The organism is Leucobacter japonicus (assembly GCF_001273855.1).
In the GTDB taxonomy this organism is placed as follows: domain Bacteria; phylum Actinomycetota; class Actinomycetes; order Actinomycetales; family Microbacteriaceae; genus Leucobacter; species Leucobacter japonicus.
Genome location: NZ_JHBX01000105.1, coordinates 56,077 through 74,021 on the forward strand (window position 1 = coordinate 56,077; position 17,945 = coordinate 74,021).

Here is a 17,945-nt window from a genome sequence, read left to right on the forward strand (position 1 = left end):
CAGACACCTACGATTCGAAAGAAGCAGTCATGCTCGGAAACCTCAGCGGCTGGCACCTCATCGCCATCCTCTTCGTCATTCTTCTCATGTTCGGTGCGCCGAAGCTTCCCGCGCTCGCCAAGAGCCTGGGCCAGTCGATGAAGATTCTCCGCAAGGAGGTCAGCGGCGACTCGGACGCGACGACGTCCGCTGCGACGACGCCCGCTGCAACCACTGAGGTGCAGCAGCCCGCGCCGCAGAAACCCGACGCGTCCTGATTCTTTCGCGGTAACGAACGGAGACACCACCCAATGCTCGGAAATCTCTCGGGACCGACGTTGATCGTCATCCTGTTCATCGTGCTGCTGTTGTTCGGTGCGCCGAAGCTGCCAGCTCTGGCGAAGAGCCTGGGCCAGTCGATGAAGATTCTGCGCAAGGAAGTGAGCTCCAGCGGCGATTCCGATGCGGCAGCGCCTCAGGCAGCGCCGAACACCGTGCAGTCGCAGGCGGCCGAACCGCAGTCGCCTGCGGTGCCGGCGAGCCCGGTCGCACCCGAGCAGCCCGCGACGCCTCCGGCAGCCCCGGCCGTTCCCGCGTCGCCGGCTGAGCCGGCAGCGCCCGCTCCGGCGTCACCAGCGGTGCCGCAGAGCCCCGTGCACCCCGACGAACCTGCCACACCGCAGGCCCCGCCCGCGGTGCCGCAGAGCCCGGTTGATCCTCAGGCGCCCGGCGCCAGCGAGAAGCCCGGCGCGTAAGCAGTCGATCATGCAGAAGCCCCCGACGCGCGTCGCGCTCGGGGGCTTCTGCGTGCAGTCGAGGCGCGGCGACCGACTCGGCGACCGACTCAGACGAGCTCGGTGAAGGCCGAGGCCTGTGCGGTCTGGCTCGCGGTGGCTCGCGCATTCAGATCGTCGCACCAGGCCGGATAGACCCGAAACCCTCGTTTGCCCGGTCGTCGTTCGGATGAGGTGACGCCGAGCCCGTGCAGGTGCTCCGCGGTGAAGCGGAAGACGCCGCGGCGCTCGCCTTCCATGACGAAGATCAGTGCGCCCTGCGCGTCGTCGTCGTGCGGCAGCGGCACGGTATCGCCGTCGGCGTCGCGGCGCCAGAGCGCCACGAACGCGCCCGGCTTCGTCGGGGTGATGCGCGCGGTGCGAATGTGCCAGCGCTCCCCGTCGATCACGGCCAGCCCGGCTTCGTAGTCACTGTTCTGCTCTTCGGGTACGACGGTCGTCACCCGCGCGGTCGGTGCGAGCGCGTGCGTGACGTAGTGGTCGAATGCGGTGTGCGGCATGATGCGCGTGGGGAGGGCGGCGAACCGCCGATCCTCAGCTCTCCTGTGTCGCCTCGACCCAGGCGAGGTACTCGGCATCGACGTTGCCGGCGATGTACTCGCCCGTGAAGCAGCTCTGCTCCAGCGACGTGACGCGATCCTGCCCCGCGAGAATGGCGCGATTCATGCCGTCGACGCTCATGTAGACGAGATGGTCGGCCCCGAGCTCTTCCGCGATCTCTGCCGGCGTGCGCCCGTGCGCGATGAGTTCCTTGCGCGAGGGCATGTTGATGCCGTAGACGTGCGGGAAGAGTACGGGGGGCGCGGCAGAGGCGAAGATCACCGACTTCGCGCCGGCGGCCCGGGCCATCTCGACGATCTCGCGCGAGGTCGTGCCGCGCACGATCGAGTCGTCGACGAGCAGCACGTTCTTGCCCTTGAACTCCGAGCTCATCGCGTTCAGCTTCTGGCGCACGCTGCGCTTGCGCACCGCCTGCCCGGGCATGATGAATGTGCGGCCCACGTAGTGGTTCTTGAAGAACCCCTCGCGGTACTGCACGCCGAGCTTCTGGGCGAGCTGCATGGCGCTCGGGCGGCCGGAGTCAGGAATCGGCATGACAACGTCGATCTCGACGTCGGGGAGTTCGGCCCGCACCTGCTCGGCGAGTACATCGCCGAGGCGCAGACGGGCTTCGTACACCGAGATGCCGCTGAGCACGGAGTCGGGGCGGGCCAGGTAGATGTACTCGAACGCGCAGGGCACGAGCTCGGTTTCGGCGGCGCACTGCTGCGACTGCATCGTGCCGTCGGGGGAGATGAGGATCGCTTCGCCCGGTTCGACGTCGCGCACGAACTCGTAGCCGCCCGATTCGAGCACAAGCGATTCGGAGGCGACGACCCATTCGTCGCTGCCGCCGGCGCTGGTGCGACGACCGAGTACGAGCGGGCGGATGCCGAACGGATCGCGGAAGGCCAGCAGGCCGTACCCGGCGATCATCGCGATGGTGGCGTACGAGCCCTCAACGCGCTCGTGCACTCGGGAGACGGCGGCGAAGACCTGCTCGGCCGTGAGCGACAGGCTGGTGATGCCGGCCTGCAGCTCGTTTGCGAGCACGTTGAGCAGCAGCTCGGTGTCCGAGTGGGTGTTGAGGTGACGGCGATCGACGTTGTAGAGATCTGCGGTGAGCTCACGCGTATTCGTCAGGTTGCCGTTGTGCACCAGGATGATGCCGTACGGCGCGCCCACGTAGAAGGGCTGCGCTTCGTCTTCGGCGGCGGCCGACCCGCGGGTCGCGTATCGCACGTGGCCGAGGCCCACGTTGCCGGTGAGGCTGCGCATGTCGCGGGTGCGGTACGCCTCGCGCACCTGGCCCTTCGCCTTCACCATGTGGAAGAAGTCGCCGTCGAGCGTGGCGATGCCCGTGGAATCCTGACCACGGTGCTGGAGCAGGAGCAGGCTGTCATAGACCTGCTGGTTGACGGGTTCGGACGAGACGATACCGACGATGCCGCACATGCTGTAGTGAATACTCCCTGCGAGGTGGGTGGTGCGTCGGAGGGACGCACCGTCTAGTGTCCCACACGCGAACGGGTGATGATCACCGTGTGGCCGAGGGCGCGCATGCGCAAGGTACGCTTATCGGGTGAGCGAAAACGCGTCGATCTATGCCCAGTCCGGAGTCGACACCGCAGCCGGTGACCTGGCCGTCGAACTGATGAAGTCCGCAGTCTCGCGGACGCACGGCCCCGAGGTGGTCGGCGGGGTCGGTGGCTTCGCCGGGCTCTTCGACGTGTCGGCGCTCAAAGAGTACCGCCGCCCGCTGCTCGCGAGCGCCACCGATGGGGTGGGCACTAAAGTCGCGATTGCGCAGGCCATGGACATTCACCACACGATCGGCCAAGACCTCGTCGCGATGATCGTCGACGACATCGTCGTGGTCGGTGCCAAGCCGCTGGCGATGACCGACTACATCGCCTGCGGCAAGGTCGTGCCGCAGCGCATCGCCGATATCGTGCGCGGGATCGCCGAGGCCTGTGAAGCCACCGGTACCGCGCTGGTCGGCGGCGAGACCGCAGAACACCCGGGTCTGCTCGGCGTCGACGACTACGACGTGGCGGGTGCCGCGGTGGGCGTGGTCGAGGCCGACCGCGTGCTCGGGCCGGAGCGCGTCTCAGACGGAGACGTCGTGCTCGCGCTCGGCGCTTCGGGTCTGCACTCCAACGGCTTCTCGCTGGTGCGCCGCATCCTCGCCGATGCCGGTGTCTCGTACACCGACGCGAGCGCCGATCTCGGCACCAGCTACGGCGAGGCGCTGCTCGTGCCGACCGCGCTCTACACCTCGCCGCTGCTGCGCGTTATCGACGACCCCGCGCTCGACGGGGCGATCCACGCGCTCTCGCACGTCACCGGCGGGGGTATCGCCGCGAACCTCGCCCGCGTGCTGCCCGTCGGCACCTGGGTCGAGGTCGACCGCAGCACCTGGTCGCCGCTGCCCGTGTTCCGCCACCTCGCCGAACTCGGCGGCCACTCGCTCGAGTCGGTCGAGGGTGCCTGGAACCTGGGTGTCGGCATGTTCGCAGTGGTCGACGGCGGACAGGCGCATCAGGTCGCTGCAGCGCTGACCGCGGAAGGGCTCGACACGTGGGTCGCCGGCACGGTGCAGTCGACCGCGCGCGATTTCACCGGGTTCGAGCAGGGCGCCAAGGGCGTGCAGGGCGGGGCAGTGCGCCTCGTCGGCGAGTTCGCGAACTAAGGGGAGCGGGCGTGCGGGCGCGGGCTTCGGCTCGCGCGTGCAGGCGCCCTCAGCTCGCGGTGCGCTCGATCAGCGCCGTCGCGATCACCGCGAGCCCCTCGCCTCGACCCGTGAAGCCGAGGTGATCCGTGGTCGTCGCCGCGAGCGAGACGGGCGCACCGACGAGCTCGGACATGACCAGCTGAGCCTCGTCGCGGCGCGTTGAGAACCGCGGGCGATTGCCCACGATCTGCACCGAGACGTTCACGGGGGCCCAGCCCTCGGCCGTGAGGCGCCCGAGCGCCTCACTCACGAACCCGGTGCTCGCCGCGTCGGCGGTCTCGGGGCGGTCGACGCCGACGAGCTCACCGATGTCGCCCAGCCCGGCCGCCGAGAGCAGTGCATCGACGATCGCGTGGCAGACGGCGTCGCCGTCGCTGTGCCCGGAGAGGGTGGGCTCGCCGGGCCAGTCGATGCCGGCGAGGCGCAGGGGACGTTCGGGCAGTGCCTTTTCGGGCCGCACATCAGTGGACCGCGCTGTGGGAGCCGCGTACGCATGCACGTCGACGCCGGTGCCGATGCGGATCACTGCGCCGCCTCGAGCCCGGCCGCGTTCGCCGCGAGGAAGTACTCGAGCACCGGCAGGTCGTCGGGGGTCGTGAGCTTGTGGGCGCGCAGCTCGCCGGTGACGGTGCGCACGCGCCCGCCGGCGCGCTGCACCACCTCGGCGTCGTCGGTCGGCGGTGTCTCGGCGAGCTCCGCGTCGTCGTAGGCGGCTGCGAGCAGTTCACGTGGGAATCCTTGCGGGGTCTGCACCCCGACGAGCGGTGCACGATCGACGGTTTCGTGCACGAGACCGTCGACATCGACCCGCTTCAACGTGTCTGCGATGCGCAGCGCGGGAACGACGCCGTCCCCGGTGCGACGCACCTCGGCGAGCACGCGCTCGAAGAGGTCAATGGTCGCGAACGGGCGGGCGGCGTCGTGCACGAGTACGGTGTCGATCGAGGCGGGGAGCGCAGCGATCCCGAACCGCACCGACTCATGCCGTTCGCGCCCGCCAGGTACCACGGACACCTCCCAGCGCGACCGCTCGGGCAAGACGGCGTCGACGATGTCAAGCGCCTGTGCTGCGCGCTCCTCGGGGACGACAAGCACCAGATGCCCGGCGTGGGGAAGGGAGGTGACGACGCCGATGCCGAACTCGATGAGCGGCCGCCCGTGCAGCTCGACGAAAGCCTTCGGTGCGCCGGCGCCAAGACGTTCGCCGCGGCCGGCCCCGACCAGCACGACACCGATATCGGGGAGGGCGTGCGGTGCGGTGTCGACGGCGCCCGACACGAAGGGTGAGCTGCTCATGGGGTCAGGCTACTCGCACCAGAGGGAGGCGCATCAGAGGCGAGCACTCCATCGAGCATTGACCCGGCCTGCTCCTCGTCGGTCTGCTCGGCCAGCGCGAGCTCCGAGATCAGCACCTGGCGGGCCTTCGCGAGCATGCGCTTCTCGCCGGCAGACAACGACTTGATTTCTTGGTCTCGGCGCCAGAGGTCGCGCACGACCTCGGAGACCTTGATGACGTCGCCTGAGGCGAGCTTCTCGAGATTGGCTTTGTAGCGCCGTGACCAGTTCGTCGGTTCCTCGGTGAACGGGGCGCGCAGCACGTCGAACACCTGCTCGAGGCCGTCGTGCCCGATCACGTCGCGCACCCCGACGAGGTCGACATTCTCGGCGGGCACCTCGATGACGAGGTCGCCATCGGTGACGTGCAGCTTCAGGAAGAGCTTCTCTGCTCCACCGATCTTGCGCTGCTTGACCTCGATGATCTTCGCCGCACCGTGATGGGGAAAGACGACTGTTTCTCCGACCTCAAATTGCATCGAGCGACTCCTTCGCGATCTCCTCCAGAATACCACGGCGTCGCGCACTGACTTAGGGTTGCCTAAGCTGCAAGTGCCCTGTGCTGGCGGCTATTATGGAGGCACGTATGTGCGTGCACTTCGGTGCTGCGCGCTTCTCGGATCACCCACCGACTCGGAGGACCACCTTGAAGATTCGGATCGCATCGTCTGTCGCGCTTGCGGCGGCCCTCGCGCTCGGCGCCACCGGCTGCACCCTGATCGCTCCGCAGGCTACGCTGACGCCCTACGCTCCCAGCGACGGCGTCGATGTGAACGTCGGCAGCATCGACGTGCGCAACATCATGCTCGTGGCCGACGAGTCGGGTGAGAACTTCAACGTTGTCTTCGGTGCAGCGAACCGCTCGGGCGAGGAACAGGACCTGACGATCTCGTTCACCGGCACCGAGTCGCAGTCCGCAGAGGCCGACTTCACCATTCCGACCGGCAACACGCTCTTCGGCAACCCCGAGGGCGACGAGACCCCCGTGCTCGTGACGCTCGAGAACCTCCGTGTTGGCTCGACGGTGAGCGCGTACTTCCAGATCCCAGGTGAAGCCGAAGTTCCGTACCACATTCCCGTGCTCGACGGCACGCTGAAGGAGTACCGCGACTACGTGCTCCCCGCAGACTTCAGCAAGTCAGCCGACACCTCGAAGTCGGGCGACGCCACGACTGCCGAAGACGAAGCAGCCGACCAGTCGAAGATCGGCGACGACGTCACCGATACCGAAGCCACGGAGGCAGCCGAGTAGGCAGCGCACTCGGCGCACAGCGCCACACGACGAAGCCCCCGCATCCGATCAGGATCGCGGGGGCTTCGTCGTTCAGCGCCGGTGTCGGCGCCGGCGCGTGCGTCGCGCAGGCGCTCGGCCTACCCGAAGCGGTAGCCGACGCCGCGCACGGTCGAGATGAGCTTCGGCTTCGATGGCTCCTCCTCGATGCGCGCACGGATGCGCTTGATGTGCACGTCGAGGGTCTTGGTGTCGCCGTAGTAATTGCTGCCCCAGACACGGTCGATGAGCTGGCCGCGGGTGAGTACGCGCCCGGCGTGACGCATCAGCATCTCGAGCAGCTCGAACTCGCGCAGCGGCATGGCGATCTCGTCGCCGCGGACGGCGACGGCGTGGCGCTCGGAGTCCAGGCGGATCCCGAGCTCGTCGAGCACGAGCGCATCGAAATCGTCGACGCGCTCCTCTTCGGTCGACCCCGATCGACGCAGGGCAGCGCGCACCCGGGCGAGCAGTTCGCGCGTCGAGTACGGCTTCGTGATGTAGTCGTCGGCGCCGAGTTCGAGGCCCACCACGATGTCGATTTCGCTGTCTTTCGCGGTCAGCATGATGACGGGGGCCTGCGAGGTCTGGCGAATCGCACGGCAGACTTCCGTGCCCGGCAGGCTCGGCAGCATGAGGTCGAGCAGCACCAGATCGGGCTGCACGGCAGCGAACGTCGTCACCGCTTCAGCGCCGTCGTCGACCACGGTCACCCGGTAGCCTTCGCGCTCGAGCAGGAACGACAGCGGCCGGGAGATCGACTCCTCGTCCTCGACAAGCAGGATGTGCTGTGCCACTAGTGGGATCCCTTCTGGTGGTCCGATGTCTGCGACGTCGGGAGTTTCGTGGGCGCGGTGATCGGCGAGCGCGACGCACGCGTCGAGCGCTCGGCGGCCTGCACCGCGCGTTTGGCCTTTTTCACGCGTTTCGCGTTCTTGCCGGGCTCGTTCTCGAGCTGCAGCGGAAAGGTCAGGGTGAAGCTCGAACCGACGCCCTGCTGCGACCACACGTCAACGTCGCCGCCGTGGGCGCGCATGGTGTGGCGGGCGATGCTGAGCCCGAGCCCCGTGCCGCCCTCGACGCGGGTACGCGCGCCGTCGACCCGGTAGAAGCGCTCGAAGATGCGCGGTAGGTGTTCGGGTGCGATGCCCTCGCCCTGATCGGTCACCGTGACGACGAAACGGTTCTTCTCGCGTTGCATGCCGACACCGACGCGGCCGCCCTCGGGCGAATGCCGAATGGCGTTGCTCAGCAGGTTCGCGATCGCGGAGCTCAGCGAGGTCGGTCGACCCAGAATCGTGGTCTCCCGCTCCTTGCCGGCGTCAGTGGTGACGACCAGGTCGACGTGATGCTGTTCGGCGAATGCGCGGTGCGTCTCGACTTCCGCGCGCACGAGGTCGCGGAGAGAGACGGATTCGCGATCCTCAGGCCGCAGTGTCGACTGCGCCTCCGAGAGCTGGATGATGTCGCGAGAGAGCTCACCGAGGCGACGCGACTCCTTGACCAGGCTCTTCGCGAAGTCGCGCACGAGCGTCGGCTCGTCGGCGGCCTCCTGCACGGCCTCCGAAAGCAGCCCGATCGCCGCGATCGGGGTCTTGAGCTCGTGGCTGACGTTCGCGATGAAGTCGCGGCGCATCGCGTTCACGCGCTGCTCCTCGCCCAGATCCTCCGCGAGAATGACCACGAAGCGCTGCTGCAGCCGCACGATGTGAATGCGCACGGTGTCGGTGGGATCGGCAGGATCCGGCTCATGCGTATCGGGGATGCCCGACGACATCACGCGGCGCACGCGAGCGAGAAAATCCGTGTCTTGCAGTTCTTCATCGCTCAGATGGCGCTCATGCCGCGCGACCGGGTTCACGTAGACCGGAGCGAGTGCCGAGTCGAGAATCACCGCAAAGGTGTCCACTTCATCGAGAATCGACGTCGCGACCTCTGGCAGCTCGGGCCGCATCTCTTTCGAGCGGCGTACCCCAGCCGCGCGGGCCCCGACGATTGCTATCGTGGTGCCTACGCCGATGAGTATGCCGAGTGCTGTCGCTGCGAGAACGAGCAGAGTCGGATCCATGTCTCTCATCGTAGAGCCGCGCCATCACTCGGGACCCCAGAGTTCAACTGTTGTTTACCTATTGGTGCGACACGGTTCATCGGCCGCGCCCAAACTGGTTGAGGTTGCGCGTCGGCGCAGACAGAGGAGAGGAAACCCCATGCGTGAGGTCTTTCAGCAGTCGCTTCGCGATGTGCAGGATCGGTTGGTACTGATCGCCGAGTTGGTCGAGCAGGCCATCACCGAGGCGACGACCGCATTCGGCACGTCGGATGTGTCGATCGCGGAGAAGGTCATCGACCGCGTCGATGAGATCGAAGTACTGGCCGCAGAGCTCGATCAGCTCACCATCGACATTCTGGCCCGCCAGCAGCCGGTCGCGTCCGACCTCCGCCTGATGGTCGGTTCGCTGCGCATGAGCGCGTCGCTCGAGCGCATGGCCGACCTGGCGCAGCACATCGCGCAGCTCGCCCGCTACCGCTACCCCGAGAGCGCGATTCCGGCCGGTCTCACCAAGACGTTCGCCCGCATGGGTGCACTCGACGTCGAGATGGCGAAGAAGATCGTCGAGCTGCTGCGCACGCAGGAGCCCCGCATCATCGCCGAGGTGCGCGACCTCGACGAAGACCTCGATGAGCTGCACGCCAAGGTGTTTGAGAAGGTGCTCAGCGACAACCTCGCCGAGACCCCCGCGAACGTCGTCGATTCGACGCTCGCGAGCCGCTACCACGAGCGTTTCGGCGATCACGCGGTCGGCATCGCCCGCCAGATCCAGTACTTCATCAGCGGCTCGCTCGACTAGTCCCTGATCTCTTGCGGCTTCGGTCGCGCACAGCGCCCCGTTCGGCTTCTCGCCAGGCGGGGCGCTGTGCTGCGTGCAATGCCGACCCCGTTCGCACTCGATTTCGTAGCGGATCACCTCACCAGCCCGCCCCCGCCCGCCGACGGTAGGCTGGTGCCCGTGAACCAACGCATCTACGACTCGCGCGCGCAAGAGGTCGTCGACTTCCGTCCCCTCGAACCGGGCAAGGTCGGCCTCTACGTGTGCGGTCCCACGGTGCAGTCGGCTCCCCACATCGGGCATCTCCGCAGCGCGTTGGTCTACGACCAGATGCGGCGCTGGTTCGAAGCGACCGGGCACGACGTCACGCTGATCCGCAACGTCACCGACATCGACGACAAGATTCTCGACAACGCGCGCGTCGCTCGCGAGTCGGCAGGATCGACCGAAGAGTGGTGGGCGCTGGCGTATCGGGTCGAACGCGACTTCACCGCCGCGTACGACGCGATCGGCGTACAGGCGCCAACCTACGAGCCCCGGGCCACGGCGAACATTCGCGAAATGGTCGAGCTCATCGAGCTGCTCATTTCGCGCGGACACGCGTACCCCGCGGCCGACGGATCGGCGAGCGTGTACTTCGACACCGCGAGCTGGCCCGAATACGGCGCACTGACGCGTCAGCAGCGCGACCAGATGGAAGACGCGACCGACTCCGAGCCGGTCGGCAAGCGAGACCCCCGCGACTTCGCGCTCTGGAAGGCGCACCGCGCGGGCGAGCCCGCGACCGCCGCCTGGCCGTCGCCCTGGGGCCTCGGCCGCCCCGGCTGGCACATCGAGTGCTCGGCCATGGCCACGCGTTACCTCGGCACTGAGTTCGACATCCACGGCGGCGGTCTCGACCTGCGCTTTCCGCACCACGAGAACGAGCTGGCGCAGTCGCAGGCCGCCGGCCACCCCTTCGCGCGGCACTGGATCCACAATGGCCTCGTGAACACGGGCGGCCAGAAGATGTCGAAGTCGCTCGGCAACTCGCTCTTCGCACACGACCTGCTCGCGCAAGCACGGCCGATCGTGCTCCGCTACTTCCTCGGATCGGCGCACTATCGCTCCGTGCTCGAATTCTCCGAGACCTCGCTCGCCGAGGCCGAGGCCGCGTTCTCGCGGATCGAAGGGTTCTTGGAGCGCGCGGGGGAGCGTGCGCTGCCGGTCGTGATCTCGTACGACTGGCACGAACGCCTGCAGCAGCTCCCCGCTGCCTTCGTGGCTGCGATGCATGACGACTTCGCGATCCCGCAGGCGCTCGCCGTGCTGCACAGCACCGTACGTGCCGGCAACGCGCTGCTCGACGCCGGTGCCGATGAGTTCGAAACTGCGCGCGTCGTCGCTGAGGTATCCTTGATGCTTGACGTTCTCGGCCTGAACCCCCGCGACCCGCACTGGGCCGCGAGCGGCGCAGACTCGAGTGCTGCGGATGCGGCACTCGGTTCCCTGGTCGACGACCTCCTCGCGCAGCGCACCCAAGCGCGCGCAGACAAAGACTTCGCTACGAGCGACGCGATCCGCGACCGACTGCTGGCAGCCGGCATCGCGCTCGAAGACACCCCAACTGGACCCCGCTGGAGCCTGACATGACGAACAAGAAGAGCCGCACCGGCGCCGTACGCAAGAAGGGCCTCGGCAAGGCCGTCGGCTCGGGCGGTCAGGGGCGCCAGGCGCTCGAGGGCCGCGGCCCGACGCCCAAGGCCGAAGACCGCGAGTACCACGCCAAGTACAAGGAGAAGAAGGCCCGCGAGCGCTACGACGCTGCGAAGGCTCGATACGCCGAGCGCACCGGTGGTGCCGCCGGCGGTCGCCCCACGGGTGGACGCCCCGCAGGCGGACGGCCGGCGAAGAAAGACGAGTCGGAGCTCGTGACCGGCCGCAACGCCGTGCTCGAGGCGCTGCGTGCGAAGATCCCCGCGACGACGCTCTACATCGCGGCGCGCGTCGAGATGGACGATCGCATGCGCGAGATTCTGCGCCTCGCGACGAACCGCCGCGTGCCGGTGCTCGAGATCATGCGCCCCGAGATGGACCGCATGCTCGAGCGCGACACCGTGCACCAGGGCATCGTGCTCAAGGTGCCGCCGATGGAATACGCGCACCCGCTCGAGGTGCTCGACGAGGTCATCGCTCGCGGCGACAACCCGCTGATCGTGGCCCTTGACGGCGTCACCGACCCGCGCAACCTGGGCGCGATCATTCGCTCGGTCGCGGCGTTCGGCGGCCAGGCCGTCATCGTGCCCCAGCGTCGTTCGGCCGGCCTGAACTCGGCCGCCTGGAAGACGTCGGCCGGAGCCGCCGCACGCATCCCCGTCGCCATGGCCTCGAACCTGACGAGCACGCTCAAGGAGTTCAAGAAGCAGGGCGTGTTCGTGGTCGGTCTTGACGGCGACGGCGACGTCTCGCTGCCCGGGCTCGACCTCGCGGATCGCCCGCTGCTCGTCGTGGTCGGCAGCGAGGGCAAGGGGCTCTCGCGCCTCGTCACCGAGACCTGCGACGCGGTCGTGTCGATCCCGATCTCCTCGGCCACCGAGTCGCTGAACGCGGGTATCGCGGCGAGTGTCTCGCTCTACGAGATCGCGCGCCTCCGCGCTGAGCGCGCCGCGGCCAAGTAGCGCCCGCGCCGCGCTGCCCGTGCCCTGACAAGATTTGGTGGCAGTTTGGTGTTGTATTCGCGATTTTGCGACACCAAACTGCCACCAAATCTGCGTTAGGGGCGAGGGCGCCAGCCGCGCTGGCGCAGGGTCGTGGCGATGGTGCTGCGAAGTGGCGAAGACGGCCGATAGAGCAATGACGCGGTGACGCGGATCGGATGCCAGCCCGCACGTGCGTACGCTTCGTACTTTGCGATGTCGCGGTTCCACTGACGTTGTTCGATTCGGTGATGGTCTCCTTCATATTCGAGCGCTACTCGATACTCGGGAAACGCGATCTCGCTCGCGCCGAGCAGAGCGCCGTGGTGGTCGTACACGTCATAGTCGAGCGCCGGTGGGGGAAACCCCCACTCGGCAACCTTCAGACGCAGGTGGCTTTCTGGAGCCGAAGCGCTCGCTGTGGAAAGCAAGCGAAACGCTCGACGTAACGCGGCAATGCCGTGCCGCTGTCCGCGAGCCACGTGCGCTCCGAGCTCTTCGAGTGCAGCGAGTGGTGGGTGCGTGAGCCGATGGGTGCCGGGTATCCGGGCGCGGTGGATCACCGCATCTCCGAGGGCTACCAGATCGGGTGGGGTGAGATCTCCGGCGAGCATCGCCCACACGCTGGCAGCAGATGCAACGCGAATGCCATTGAGGGTCTGCACCTTGGCAAGTCCAGCTCGCAGATGATGGCCGCGAATGCCGTTGCGTCGTGAGACCCGCGCGGGCGGTGTTGCCGCTACGTCGAGTGCGTCGTTGCGATCTGCCGGCATTGGCACCGGGAGACCGAGGAGTGCTGCTGCGGTACGGTGGCTCAAGTACTCGCTGGGCCCGAGCCCCGCAGCCAGTGCATGTGCCCGCGCGACCTGGTCGATACGCCACCTCTCGGAGGGGTGGGTCGTGGGTGCGGGCGGGCGGTGCGCGCCGACGCGCCGGTACACCCCGCGCAGCACGCGCTCCACGTCGGGCGCCTGCAGTCGCCGAGAGCTGACACCAGCAGCTCGCGCCGCGGCCGCCGTGAACGTTGCTCCGAGCACGTCTGGGAGTGGGGCGAACGGGCGAGACATGGTCCCATGCTGCGGGTACCCGAGCCCCGAGCCAGACCGAACGACGTGATCTGTGGAGTGCCATCGAGATGTGGAGCACGGGGAACGCTGTGCGCGCACAACGCTAGGCTGGCTCCGTGACGACCCCCGAATTCTCATTGCTGCTGCCGGTCTACGCGGGTGATGATCCGGCACACTTGCGCGCCGCGTTCGAGAGCTCAGTCGACCGCCAGACGCTGCGCCCGACCGAGGCAGTGATCGTGCAAGACGGCCCGGTGTCCGACGCGCTCGCGGCCGAGTTCGCGCGGATCGTGATCGAGAGCCCGATCCCGGTGAGGCTCGTGCAGCTCCCCGAGAATCGCGGCCTCACCGAGGCGCTGAACCAGGGGCTTGACGCTGTGAGCACCCCCGTCGTGGCGCGCATGGACGCCGACGACGTCTCGGTTCCCGAGCGCTTCGAACGGCAGTGGGCGCGCATCGAGTCCGGCCTCGACCTGGTGGGAACGGGCATGGCAGAGTTCGAGTCCGATCCGGATCGCCCCATCTCTGTGCGCACCCCGCCGGTGGGCAGCGAGCGCATTCGCGAGCACGCGCGCACCCATAACCCGTTCAACCATCCGACGATGATGTACCGCGTCGCAGCCCTCGATCGGGTCGGCCGCTACCAGCCGTTCGGCAAGATGGAAGATTACTGGCTCGGGGTGCGGCTCATCGCCGCAGGGGCAAAGGTCGACAACATTCCGGAGCCGCTGCTGCGCTACCGGGTCGGCGCGGGCGCATTCGCTCGTCGCGGAGGCTGGACCGAGGCCCGCACCGAATGGCGCCTGCAGCGTGAACTGCTGCGCATGGGGTTCGTGACTCGCGGGCAGTACCTGCGCAACGTCGTCATCAAGGGGGTGTACCGGCTGCTGCCGGCCGGCGTGAAGCGGGTGCTCTTCCGAGGACTCATCAGCGGTGGTTTGCCGGGCGACCGGGCGTAGCACGGCGCGCGGTGTACGCCGCGGAAACCTGAGATGTTACATTAGCCCTGCCGGGTGGGGGCTCGGCGACTGAGCGATTCCGTGAGTGGATCGCTCGCGTCAGGAGGGACGATGGGGAGTGCAGGCCGCACTGCACGGGGTACACGACGTTTCGTGCACCTTCGTCGCGCCTGCGTGCTGGGCATCGCTGCGGCTCTCGCCCTCTCGCTGCCGTCGCTGACCCCCGCGGTTTCCGCGGCTCCGGCCGCTGCCGTCGGCCCGGGTGTCGTGCGTGCCGAGGCAGACGCGACCGCCAACGCCGACCCGACGACCCCGGTCACGCCGACGACACCAGCGGCCGATGCATCTGCTGATGCCGCAGGCACTGCGAGCGCAAACGCCGGTGCGGCGAGCGACGCCTCAAGCGCCGCTGACGGCGTCGTTGTCGATGCGACTGCTGCGGCCGGGAGCGATGCTGCGGCGACCGGCGCGGATTCCGGCGCAGCAGATGCGGGATCAGCGGGCGCCGACAGCGGGGCCGGTGCGGCTGGTGGGGGCCCAGCGATCCCGAGCGATACCGAAGCCAGCACTGACGCTGCTGCGCAGAATGAACCCGACGATGGAGCACCGCGCGGCCCGAACGGCGGCCTGGCATCGAACTCGCCGGGACCCGAAAATCAGCAGACGCCCGATGGTACTGAGCAGCAGGGCATGCGCGCGTTCGCCGCTGCGACGACGGCACTGATCGGTGACAACTACCCCGCGAAGTACAAGAATCTGCCGTGGCCGTACCAGACGAACAACATCTGGGATGAGTGGAATTTTGCCTACCGTCAGTGCACCTCGTTCGTCTCGTGGCGGTTGAACTCGGCCAACGGCATTCCGTTCTCGAATCAATACGGCGGGGTGACGCGCTGGGGCGACGCGGGGCAGTGGGCGGCGACCGCTCGCAGTTTGAACATTCGCGTCGATACGACGCCCGAGGTCGGCGCCGTCGCGTGGAGCGGACCGTACTACGGCGACGCCTCTGCGTTCGGTCATGTGGGGTGGGTCGCTGATGTACTGAGCGACGGCCGCGTCGTGATCGAGGAGTACAACGCCGGATGGGCGGGCGCCTACAGCACGCGAACCGTGTCGCGCTCGCAGTTCCAGGGGTACATTCACATCGCCGACATCGTGAAGCCGTTCACCAAAACGGGAACGGCCTCGATCAGCGGTGTCGCGATGGTGAACGGCACACTGACGGCTTCCGCGTCCGGCTGGTCGCCGGCAGCGACCAGCTATACCTACCGCTGGATGAGAAACGGCACGGTGATCGCAGGGGCCAAGAGTGCGACGTATCAGCCGACGCTCGCCGACCTCGGCAACAAGATCTCCGTCGAGGTGACCGGAAACCGATCGCAGTATCGCGCATCGTCGGCGATCTCGAGTTCCACGGCTGCAGTACTGATGAGTGACGTCAACGGCGACGGAATCGACGATTCTCAGCAGCTTCTGCCGTGGAATTCCGACGTGAATGGTGACGGGTTTCCCGACGCCGTAGGGTTCGCGGCGAACGGGGTGACCGTCTCGCTCGGGTCGAAGACGGGATTCGGCGCGGCGAAGACGTGGGTCAACGGGTTCGGCACGGCGCTGGGCTGGTCGACGAGCACGAATCCCCGCTCGCTCATCGACGTCAACGGTGACGGCAAAGCGGATGTTGTGGGGTTCGCGAATGACGGTGTTTACGTCGCGACGAGCACCGGCACGAAGTTCAACACGGCCTCCCGATGGCTCGTCGGCATGAGTCAGAACGCAGGATGGACCGTGCAATCGCATCCGCGCACGCTCGCCGATGTGACAGGCGACGGACTGCCCGATGTCGTCGGGTTCGCGTCTGACGGTGTCTACGTCGCGGTCAATACGGGGTCGGGGTTTCGCGACCCGGTGCGGTGGAGCACCGGGTACGGGACGATCATGGGGTGGAGTACTGCAGAGAATCCGCGCTGGCTCGAGGACGTGAACGGCGACGGCAAGGACGACGTGGTCGGTATCGCGTCGGACGGTCTGTATGTTTCGTTGAGTACCGGCAACAGCTTTTCGTCGATGCGACGATGGGGCACCGGATTCGGCCTGGCCGGAGGATGGACCGCGAAAAGTCACCCTCGCATGATCGCTGACGTCACCGGTGACGGTCTGCCCGACGTCGTCGGATTCGCCGGCGATGGGGTCTATGTGTCCGTGAATACGGGGTCGTCGTTCCAACAGATGCAGCGTTGGGTGGGCGGGTTCGGTACCACGAATGGATGGAAGGTCGGACAGCACCCGCGAGTGCTCGCTGACATCAACGGAGACGGTCGGGCCGATGTCGTCGGTTTCGATGACGCGGGAGTGACCGTCGCGATGAGTACCGGATCGGGGTTCTCGGCTGGGGCCCGATGGTCGAGCGAGTTCGCTTCTTCGACCTGGCGGGCCGATCGCCAACCACGCATCGTGACCGATGCGAATGGCGACGGTAAAGCAGATATCGTCGCGTTCGATACGGGGGGAGTGCGTGTGGCGCTCAGCTCGGGCAGCCGGTTCAACGCGTCTCAGTTGCAACTCGCGACAATGGGGTATTCCGCAGGGGGCTGGAGGGTCGAATCTCACCCGCGTTCGGTCAGCGTTCAGTCGCTCTCGTCGGTCAAGGTGCCGACGGTCGCAGGGCAGGTGCGCGTCGGTGAGAAGCTCACGGCGAGTGTGTCAGCGTGGCAGCCCCGTCCGGTTGCGCAAACGTTCCAGTGGCTCCGGAACGGAAAAGCGATCGCGGGGGCGACGGCGACCACCTACACGTTGACGGCAGAAGATGCTGGCACGCAGGTGTCATTCCGAGTCTCTGGCGCGAAGTCGGGCTACGCAACCGCGGTTCGCACTTCCGCGGCAACCGTGGTGGCAGCTGGGCAACTTCGCGCAGAGGTTCCGAAGATCACCGGTACGCCGAAGGCGGGCACAACACTGCAGGCGACCGCGGGAACTTGGGCTCCGGGATCGACGAAGCTCAGCTATCAGTGGTTGCGCAATGGGAACCCGATCTCCGGAGCGACACGAGCCACGTATCGCCTCGAGCCCGGGGATGTCGCACATCGCATCGCGGTGACGGTCACCGGGGCGGCCCCCGGGTACACGACCGCGTCGCGGAGCTCGGCAAGCATCAAGGTCGCAGGTGCGCCAGTGGTGCCGACGGTGCCTCCATTCGCCGACGTACCCAAGACGCACAAGTTCTCTCGTGAAATCAACTGGATGTTCACCTCCGGGATGACGCAGGGCGTGAAGCAGTCGACAGGGAAGCCGAAATACCTGCCCGATGCTGCGGTCTCGCGCTGGGAGACGGCGCTGTTCCTCTATCGGCTGGCCGCGGTGAAGAGCGAGGCACCGCCTGCGAAGAGCCCGTTCGTCGACGTTCCGACTTCAATGAAGTACTACACCGAGATCGCCTGGATGAATACTGCGGGCCTGGCGAGCGGTTCACGCACAGCAGACGGATACGTGTTCACCAAGGATGCGGTAGTCACTCGAGAACAGCTCTCCGCATTCCTGTACCGGCTGGACGCGCCTCAGAACTTCACACCGCCGAAGCAGTCGCCGTTCGCCGATGTGCCGACCACACATCCGTTCTATCGCGAGATATCCTGGATGCACGCGTCGGGTATATCTTCCGGCTTCAAACAGTCGAACGGCACAACGTTATTCGCGCCGAAAGCAACGGTGAGCCGGGGAGAGATGGCGGCCTTCCTCTACCGCATGGAAACGCGCGGGTAGTCGAGTCG

Annotated in this window: 17 protein-coding genes; 9 read left to right on the plus strand and 8 right to left on the minus strand. The window is 67.2% G+C overall.

All coding sequences use genetic code 11. The features are described 5' to 3' along the window. Nucleotides 1-29: 29 nt before the first annotated feature. The gene (locus AMS67_RS07300) at nt 30-257 is read left to right on the plus strand and encodes a twin-arginine translocase TatA/TatE family subunit (RefSeq protein WP_053386798.1); all 228 of its coding nucleotides are present in this window, start codon (nt 30-32) and stop codon (nt 255-257) included. 33 nt (nt 258-290) lie between these two features. Then, entirely contained in the window at nt 291-734 is a 444-nt protein-coding gene (locus AMS67_RS18105) for a Sec-independent protein translocase subunit TatA/TatB (RefSeq protein ID WP_053386799.1), read from the plus strand. Between the two features lie 89 nt (nt 735-823). Here the strand turns inward: AMS67_RS18105 and AMS67_RS07310 are convergent, their stop codons facing one another. Continuing rightward, nucleotides 824-1,273: a MepB family protein gene (locus AMS67_RS07310; protein ID WP_053386800.1), complete on the minus strand. Its 450-nt coding sequence runs from the start codon at nt 1,271-1,273 to the stop codon at nt 824-826. A 34-nt stretch (nt 1,274-1,307) separates the two neighbouring features. Then, nucleotides 1,308-2,768, minus strand: coding sequence for an amidophosphoribosyltransferase (gene purF, locus AMS67_RS07315; protein WP_053386801.1), 1,461 nt, complete (start codon nt 2,766-2,768; stop codon nt 1,308-1,310). A 127-nt stretch (nt 2,769-2,895) separates the two neighbouring features. Here purF and purM point away from each other — a divergent pair, with 127 nt between their 5' ends. Continuing rightward, a complete protein-coding gene (purM, locus tag AMS67_RS07320; RefSeq protein WP_053386802.1) occupies nt 2,896-4,005 on the plus strand; it encodes a phosphoribosylformylglycinamidine cyclo-ligase in 1,110 nt (369 codons plus the stop codon). A gap of 49 nt (nt 4,006-4,054) precedes the next feature. Here the strand turns inward: purM and ispF are convergent, their stop codons facing one another. The 3 genes from ispF to AMS67_RS07335 are packed head-to-tail and all read right to left on the minus strand — an operon-like array spanning nt 4,055 to nt 5,861. Next, nucleotides 4,055-4,573, minus strand: a complete 519-nt coding sequence (gene ispF / locus AMS67_RS17720; protein ID WP_053386803.1) for a 2-C-methyl-D-erythritol 2,4-cyclodiphosphate synthase — start codon at nt 4,571-4,573, stop codon at nt 4,055-4,057. Further along, nucleotides 4,570-5,343 (minus strand): 2-C-methyl-D-erythritol 4-phosphate cytidylyltransferase, encoded by a 774-nt coding sequence (ispD, locus tag AMS67_RS17725; RefSeq protein WP_053386804.1) that lies wholly within the window; start codon nt 5,341-5,343, stop codon nt 4,570-4,572. The genes ispF and ispD overlap by 4 nt, the downstream gene beginning before the upstream one ends. Continuing rightward, nucleotides 5,340-5,861: a CarD family transcriptional regulator gene (locus AMS67_RS07335; RefSeq protein ID WP_053386805.1), complete on the minus strand. Its 522-nt coding sequence runs from the start codon at nt 5,859-5,861 to the stop codon at nt 5,340-5,342. The genes ispD and AMS67_RS07335 overlap by 4 nt, the downstream gene beginning before the upstream one ends. Nucleotides 5,862-6,028: 167 nt before the next feature. Here AMS67_RS07335 and AMS67_RS07340 point away from each other — a divergent pair, with 167 nt between their 5' ends. Beyond that, on the plus strand, nt 6,029-6,634 hold the full coding sequence (locus AMS67_RS07340; RefSeq protein WP_053386885.1) for a hypothetical protein: 606 nt from the start codon (nt 6,029-6,031) through the stop codon (nt 6,632-6,634). 119 nt (nt 6,635-6,753) lie between these two features. Here the strand turns inward: AMS67_RS07340 and AMS67_RS07345 are convergent, their stop codons facing one another. Together AMS67_RS07345 and AMS67_RS07350 are read right to left on the minus strand one after the other, a co-directional pair. Beyond that, on the minus strand, nt 6,754-7,449 hold the full coding sequence (locus tag AMS67_RS07345) for a winged helix-turn-helix domain-containing protein (RefSeq protein WP_053386806.1): 696 nt from the start codon (nt 7,447-7,449) through the stop codon (nt 6,754-6,756). Next, nucleotides 7,449-8,720 carry a sensor histidine kinase gene (locus tag AMS67_RS07350; protein ID WP_053386807.1) on the minus strand — a complete coding sequence of 424 codons (1,272 nt, stop codon included), beginning with the start codon at nt 8,718-8,720 and terminating at the stop codon, nt 7,449-7,451. The genes AMS67_RS07345 and AMS67_RS07350 overlap by 1 nt, the downstream gene beginning before the upstream one ends. 139 nt (nt 8,721-8,859) lie before the next feature. Here AMS67_RS07350 and phoU point away from each other — a divergent pair, with 139 nt between their 5' ends. From phoU to rlmB, 3 genes are all read left to right on the plus strand, one after another. Further along, nucleotides 8,860-9,501, plus strand: coding sequence for a phosphate signaling complex protein PhoU (phoU, locus tag AMS67_RS07355; RefSeq protein ID WP_053386808.1), 642 nt, complete (start codon nt 8,860-8,862; stop codon nt 9,499-9,501). Nucleotides 9,502-9,660: 159 nt separating this feature from the next. Next, complete coding sequence (gene cysS / locus AMS67_RS07360) at nt 9,661-11,112, plus strand: cysteine--tRNA ligase (RefSeq protein ID WP_053386886.1); 1,452 nt, start codon at nt 9,661-9,663, stop codon at nt 11,110-11,112. Further along, on the plus strand, nt 11,109-12,137 hold the full coding sequence (gene rlmB, locus AMS67_RS07365) for a 23S rRNA (guanosine(2251)-2'-O)-methyltransferase RlmB (protein WP_053386809.1): 1,029 nt from the start codon (nt 11,109-11,111) through the stop codon (nt 12,135-12,137). The genes cysS and rlmB overlap by 4 nt, the downstream gene beginning before the upstream one ends. 95 nt (nt 12,138-12,232) lie before the next feature. On the opposite strand, the gene AMS67_RS07370 is transcribed toward rlmB, so the two are convergent. Further along, nucleotides 12,233-13,222, minus strand: a complete 990-nt coding sequence (locus tag AMS67_RS07370) for a hypothetical protein (protein WP_053386810.1) — start codon at nt 13,220-13,222, stop codon at nt 12,233-12,235. Nucleotides 13,223-13,338: 116 nt separating this feature from the next. Here AMS67_RS07370 and AMS67_RS07375 point away from each other — a divergent pair, with 116 nt between their 5' ends. Both AMS67_RS07375 and AMS67_RS07380 read left to right on the plus strand, forming a co-directional pair. Further along, complete coding sequence (locus tag AMS67_RS07375; RefSeq protein WP_053386811.1) at nt 13,339-14,181, plus strand: glycosyltransferase; 843 nt, start codon at nt 13,339-13,341, stop codon at nt 14,179-14,181. 153 nt (nt 14,182-14,334) lie between these two features. Continuing rightward, complete coding sequence (locus AMS67_RS07380; RefSeq protein WP_156316570.1) at nt 14,335-17,937, plus strand: FG-GAP-like repeat-containing protein; 3,603 nt, start codon at nt 14,335-14,337, stop codon at nt 17,935-17,937. The last annotated feature ends 8 nt before the right edge of the window (nt 17,938-17,945 follow it).

Excerpts from the sequence above, each read along its gene's own strand:
- phoU (WP_053386808.1), top strand. The coding sequence starts at position 8,860 with ATGCGTGAGGTCTTTCAGCAGTCGCTTCGCGATGTGCAGGATCGGTTG.
- purF (WP_053386801.1), bottom strand. The coding sequence starts at position 2,768 with ATGTGCGGCATCGTCGGTATCGTCTCGTCCGAACCCGTCAACCAGCAG.
- AMS67_RS07335 (WP_053386805.1), bottom strand. The coding sequence starts at position 5,861 with ATGCAATTTGAGGTCGGAGAAACAGTCGTCTTTCCCCATCACGGTGCG.
- AMS67_RS07370 (WP_053386810.1), bottom strand. The coding sequence starts at position 13,222 with ATGTCTCGCCCGTTCGCCCCACTCCCAGACGTGCTCGGAGCAACGTTC.
- AMS67_RS07300 (WP_053386798.1), top strand. The coding sequence starts at position 30 with ATGCTCGGAAACCTCAGCGGCTGGCACCTCATCGCCATCCTCTTCGTC.
- ispD (WP_053386804.1), bottom strand. The coding sequence starts at position 5,343 with ATGAGCAGCTCACCCTTCGTGTCGGGCGCCGTCGACACCGCACCGCAC.
- rlmB (WP_053386809.1), top strand. The coding sequence starts at position 11,109 with ATGACGAACAAGAAGAGCCGCACCGGCGCCGTACGCAAGAAGGGCCTC.
- AMS67_RS18105 (WP_053386799.1), top strand. The coding sequence starts at position 291 with ATGCTCGGAAATCTCTCGGGACCGACGTTGATCGTCATCCTGTTCATC.
- AMS67_RS07350 (WP_053386807.1), bottom strand. The coding sequence starts at position 8,720 with ATGGATCCGACTCTGCTCGTTCTCGCAGCGACAGCACTCGGCATACTC.
- AMS67_RS07310 (WP_053386800.1), bottom strand. The coding sequence starts at position 1,273 with ATGCCGCACACCGCATTCGACCACTACGTCACGCACGCGCTCGCACCG.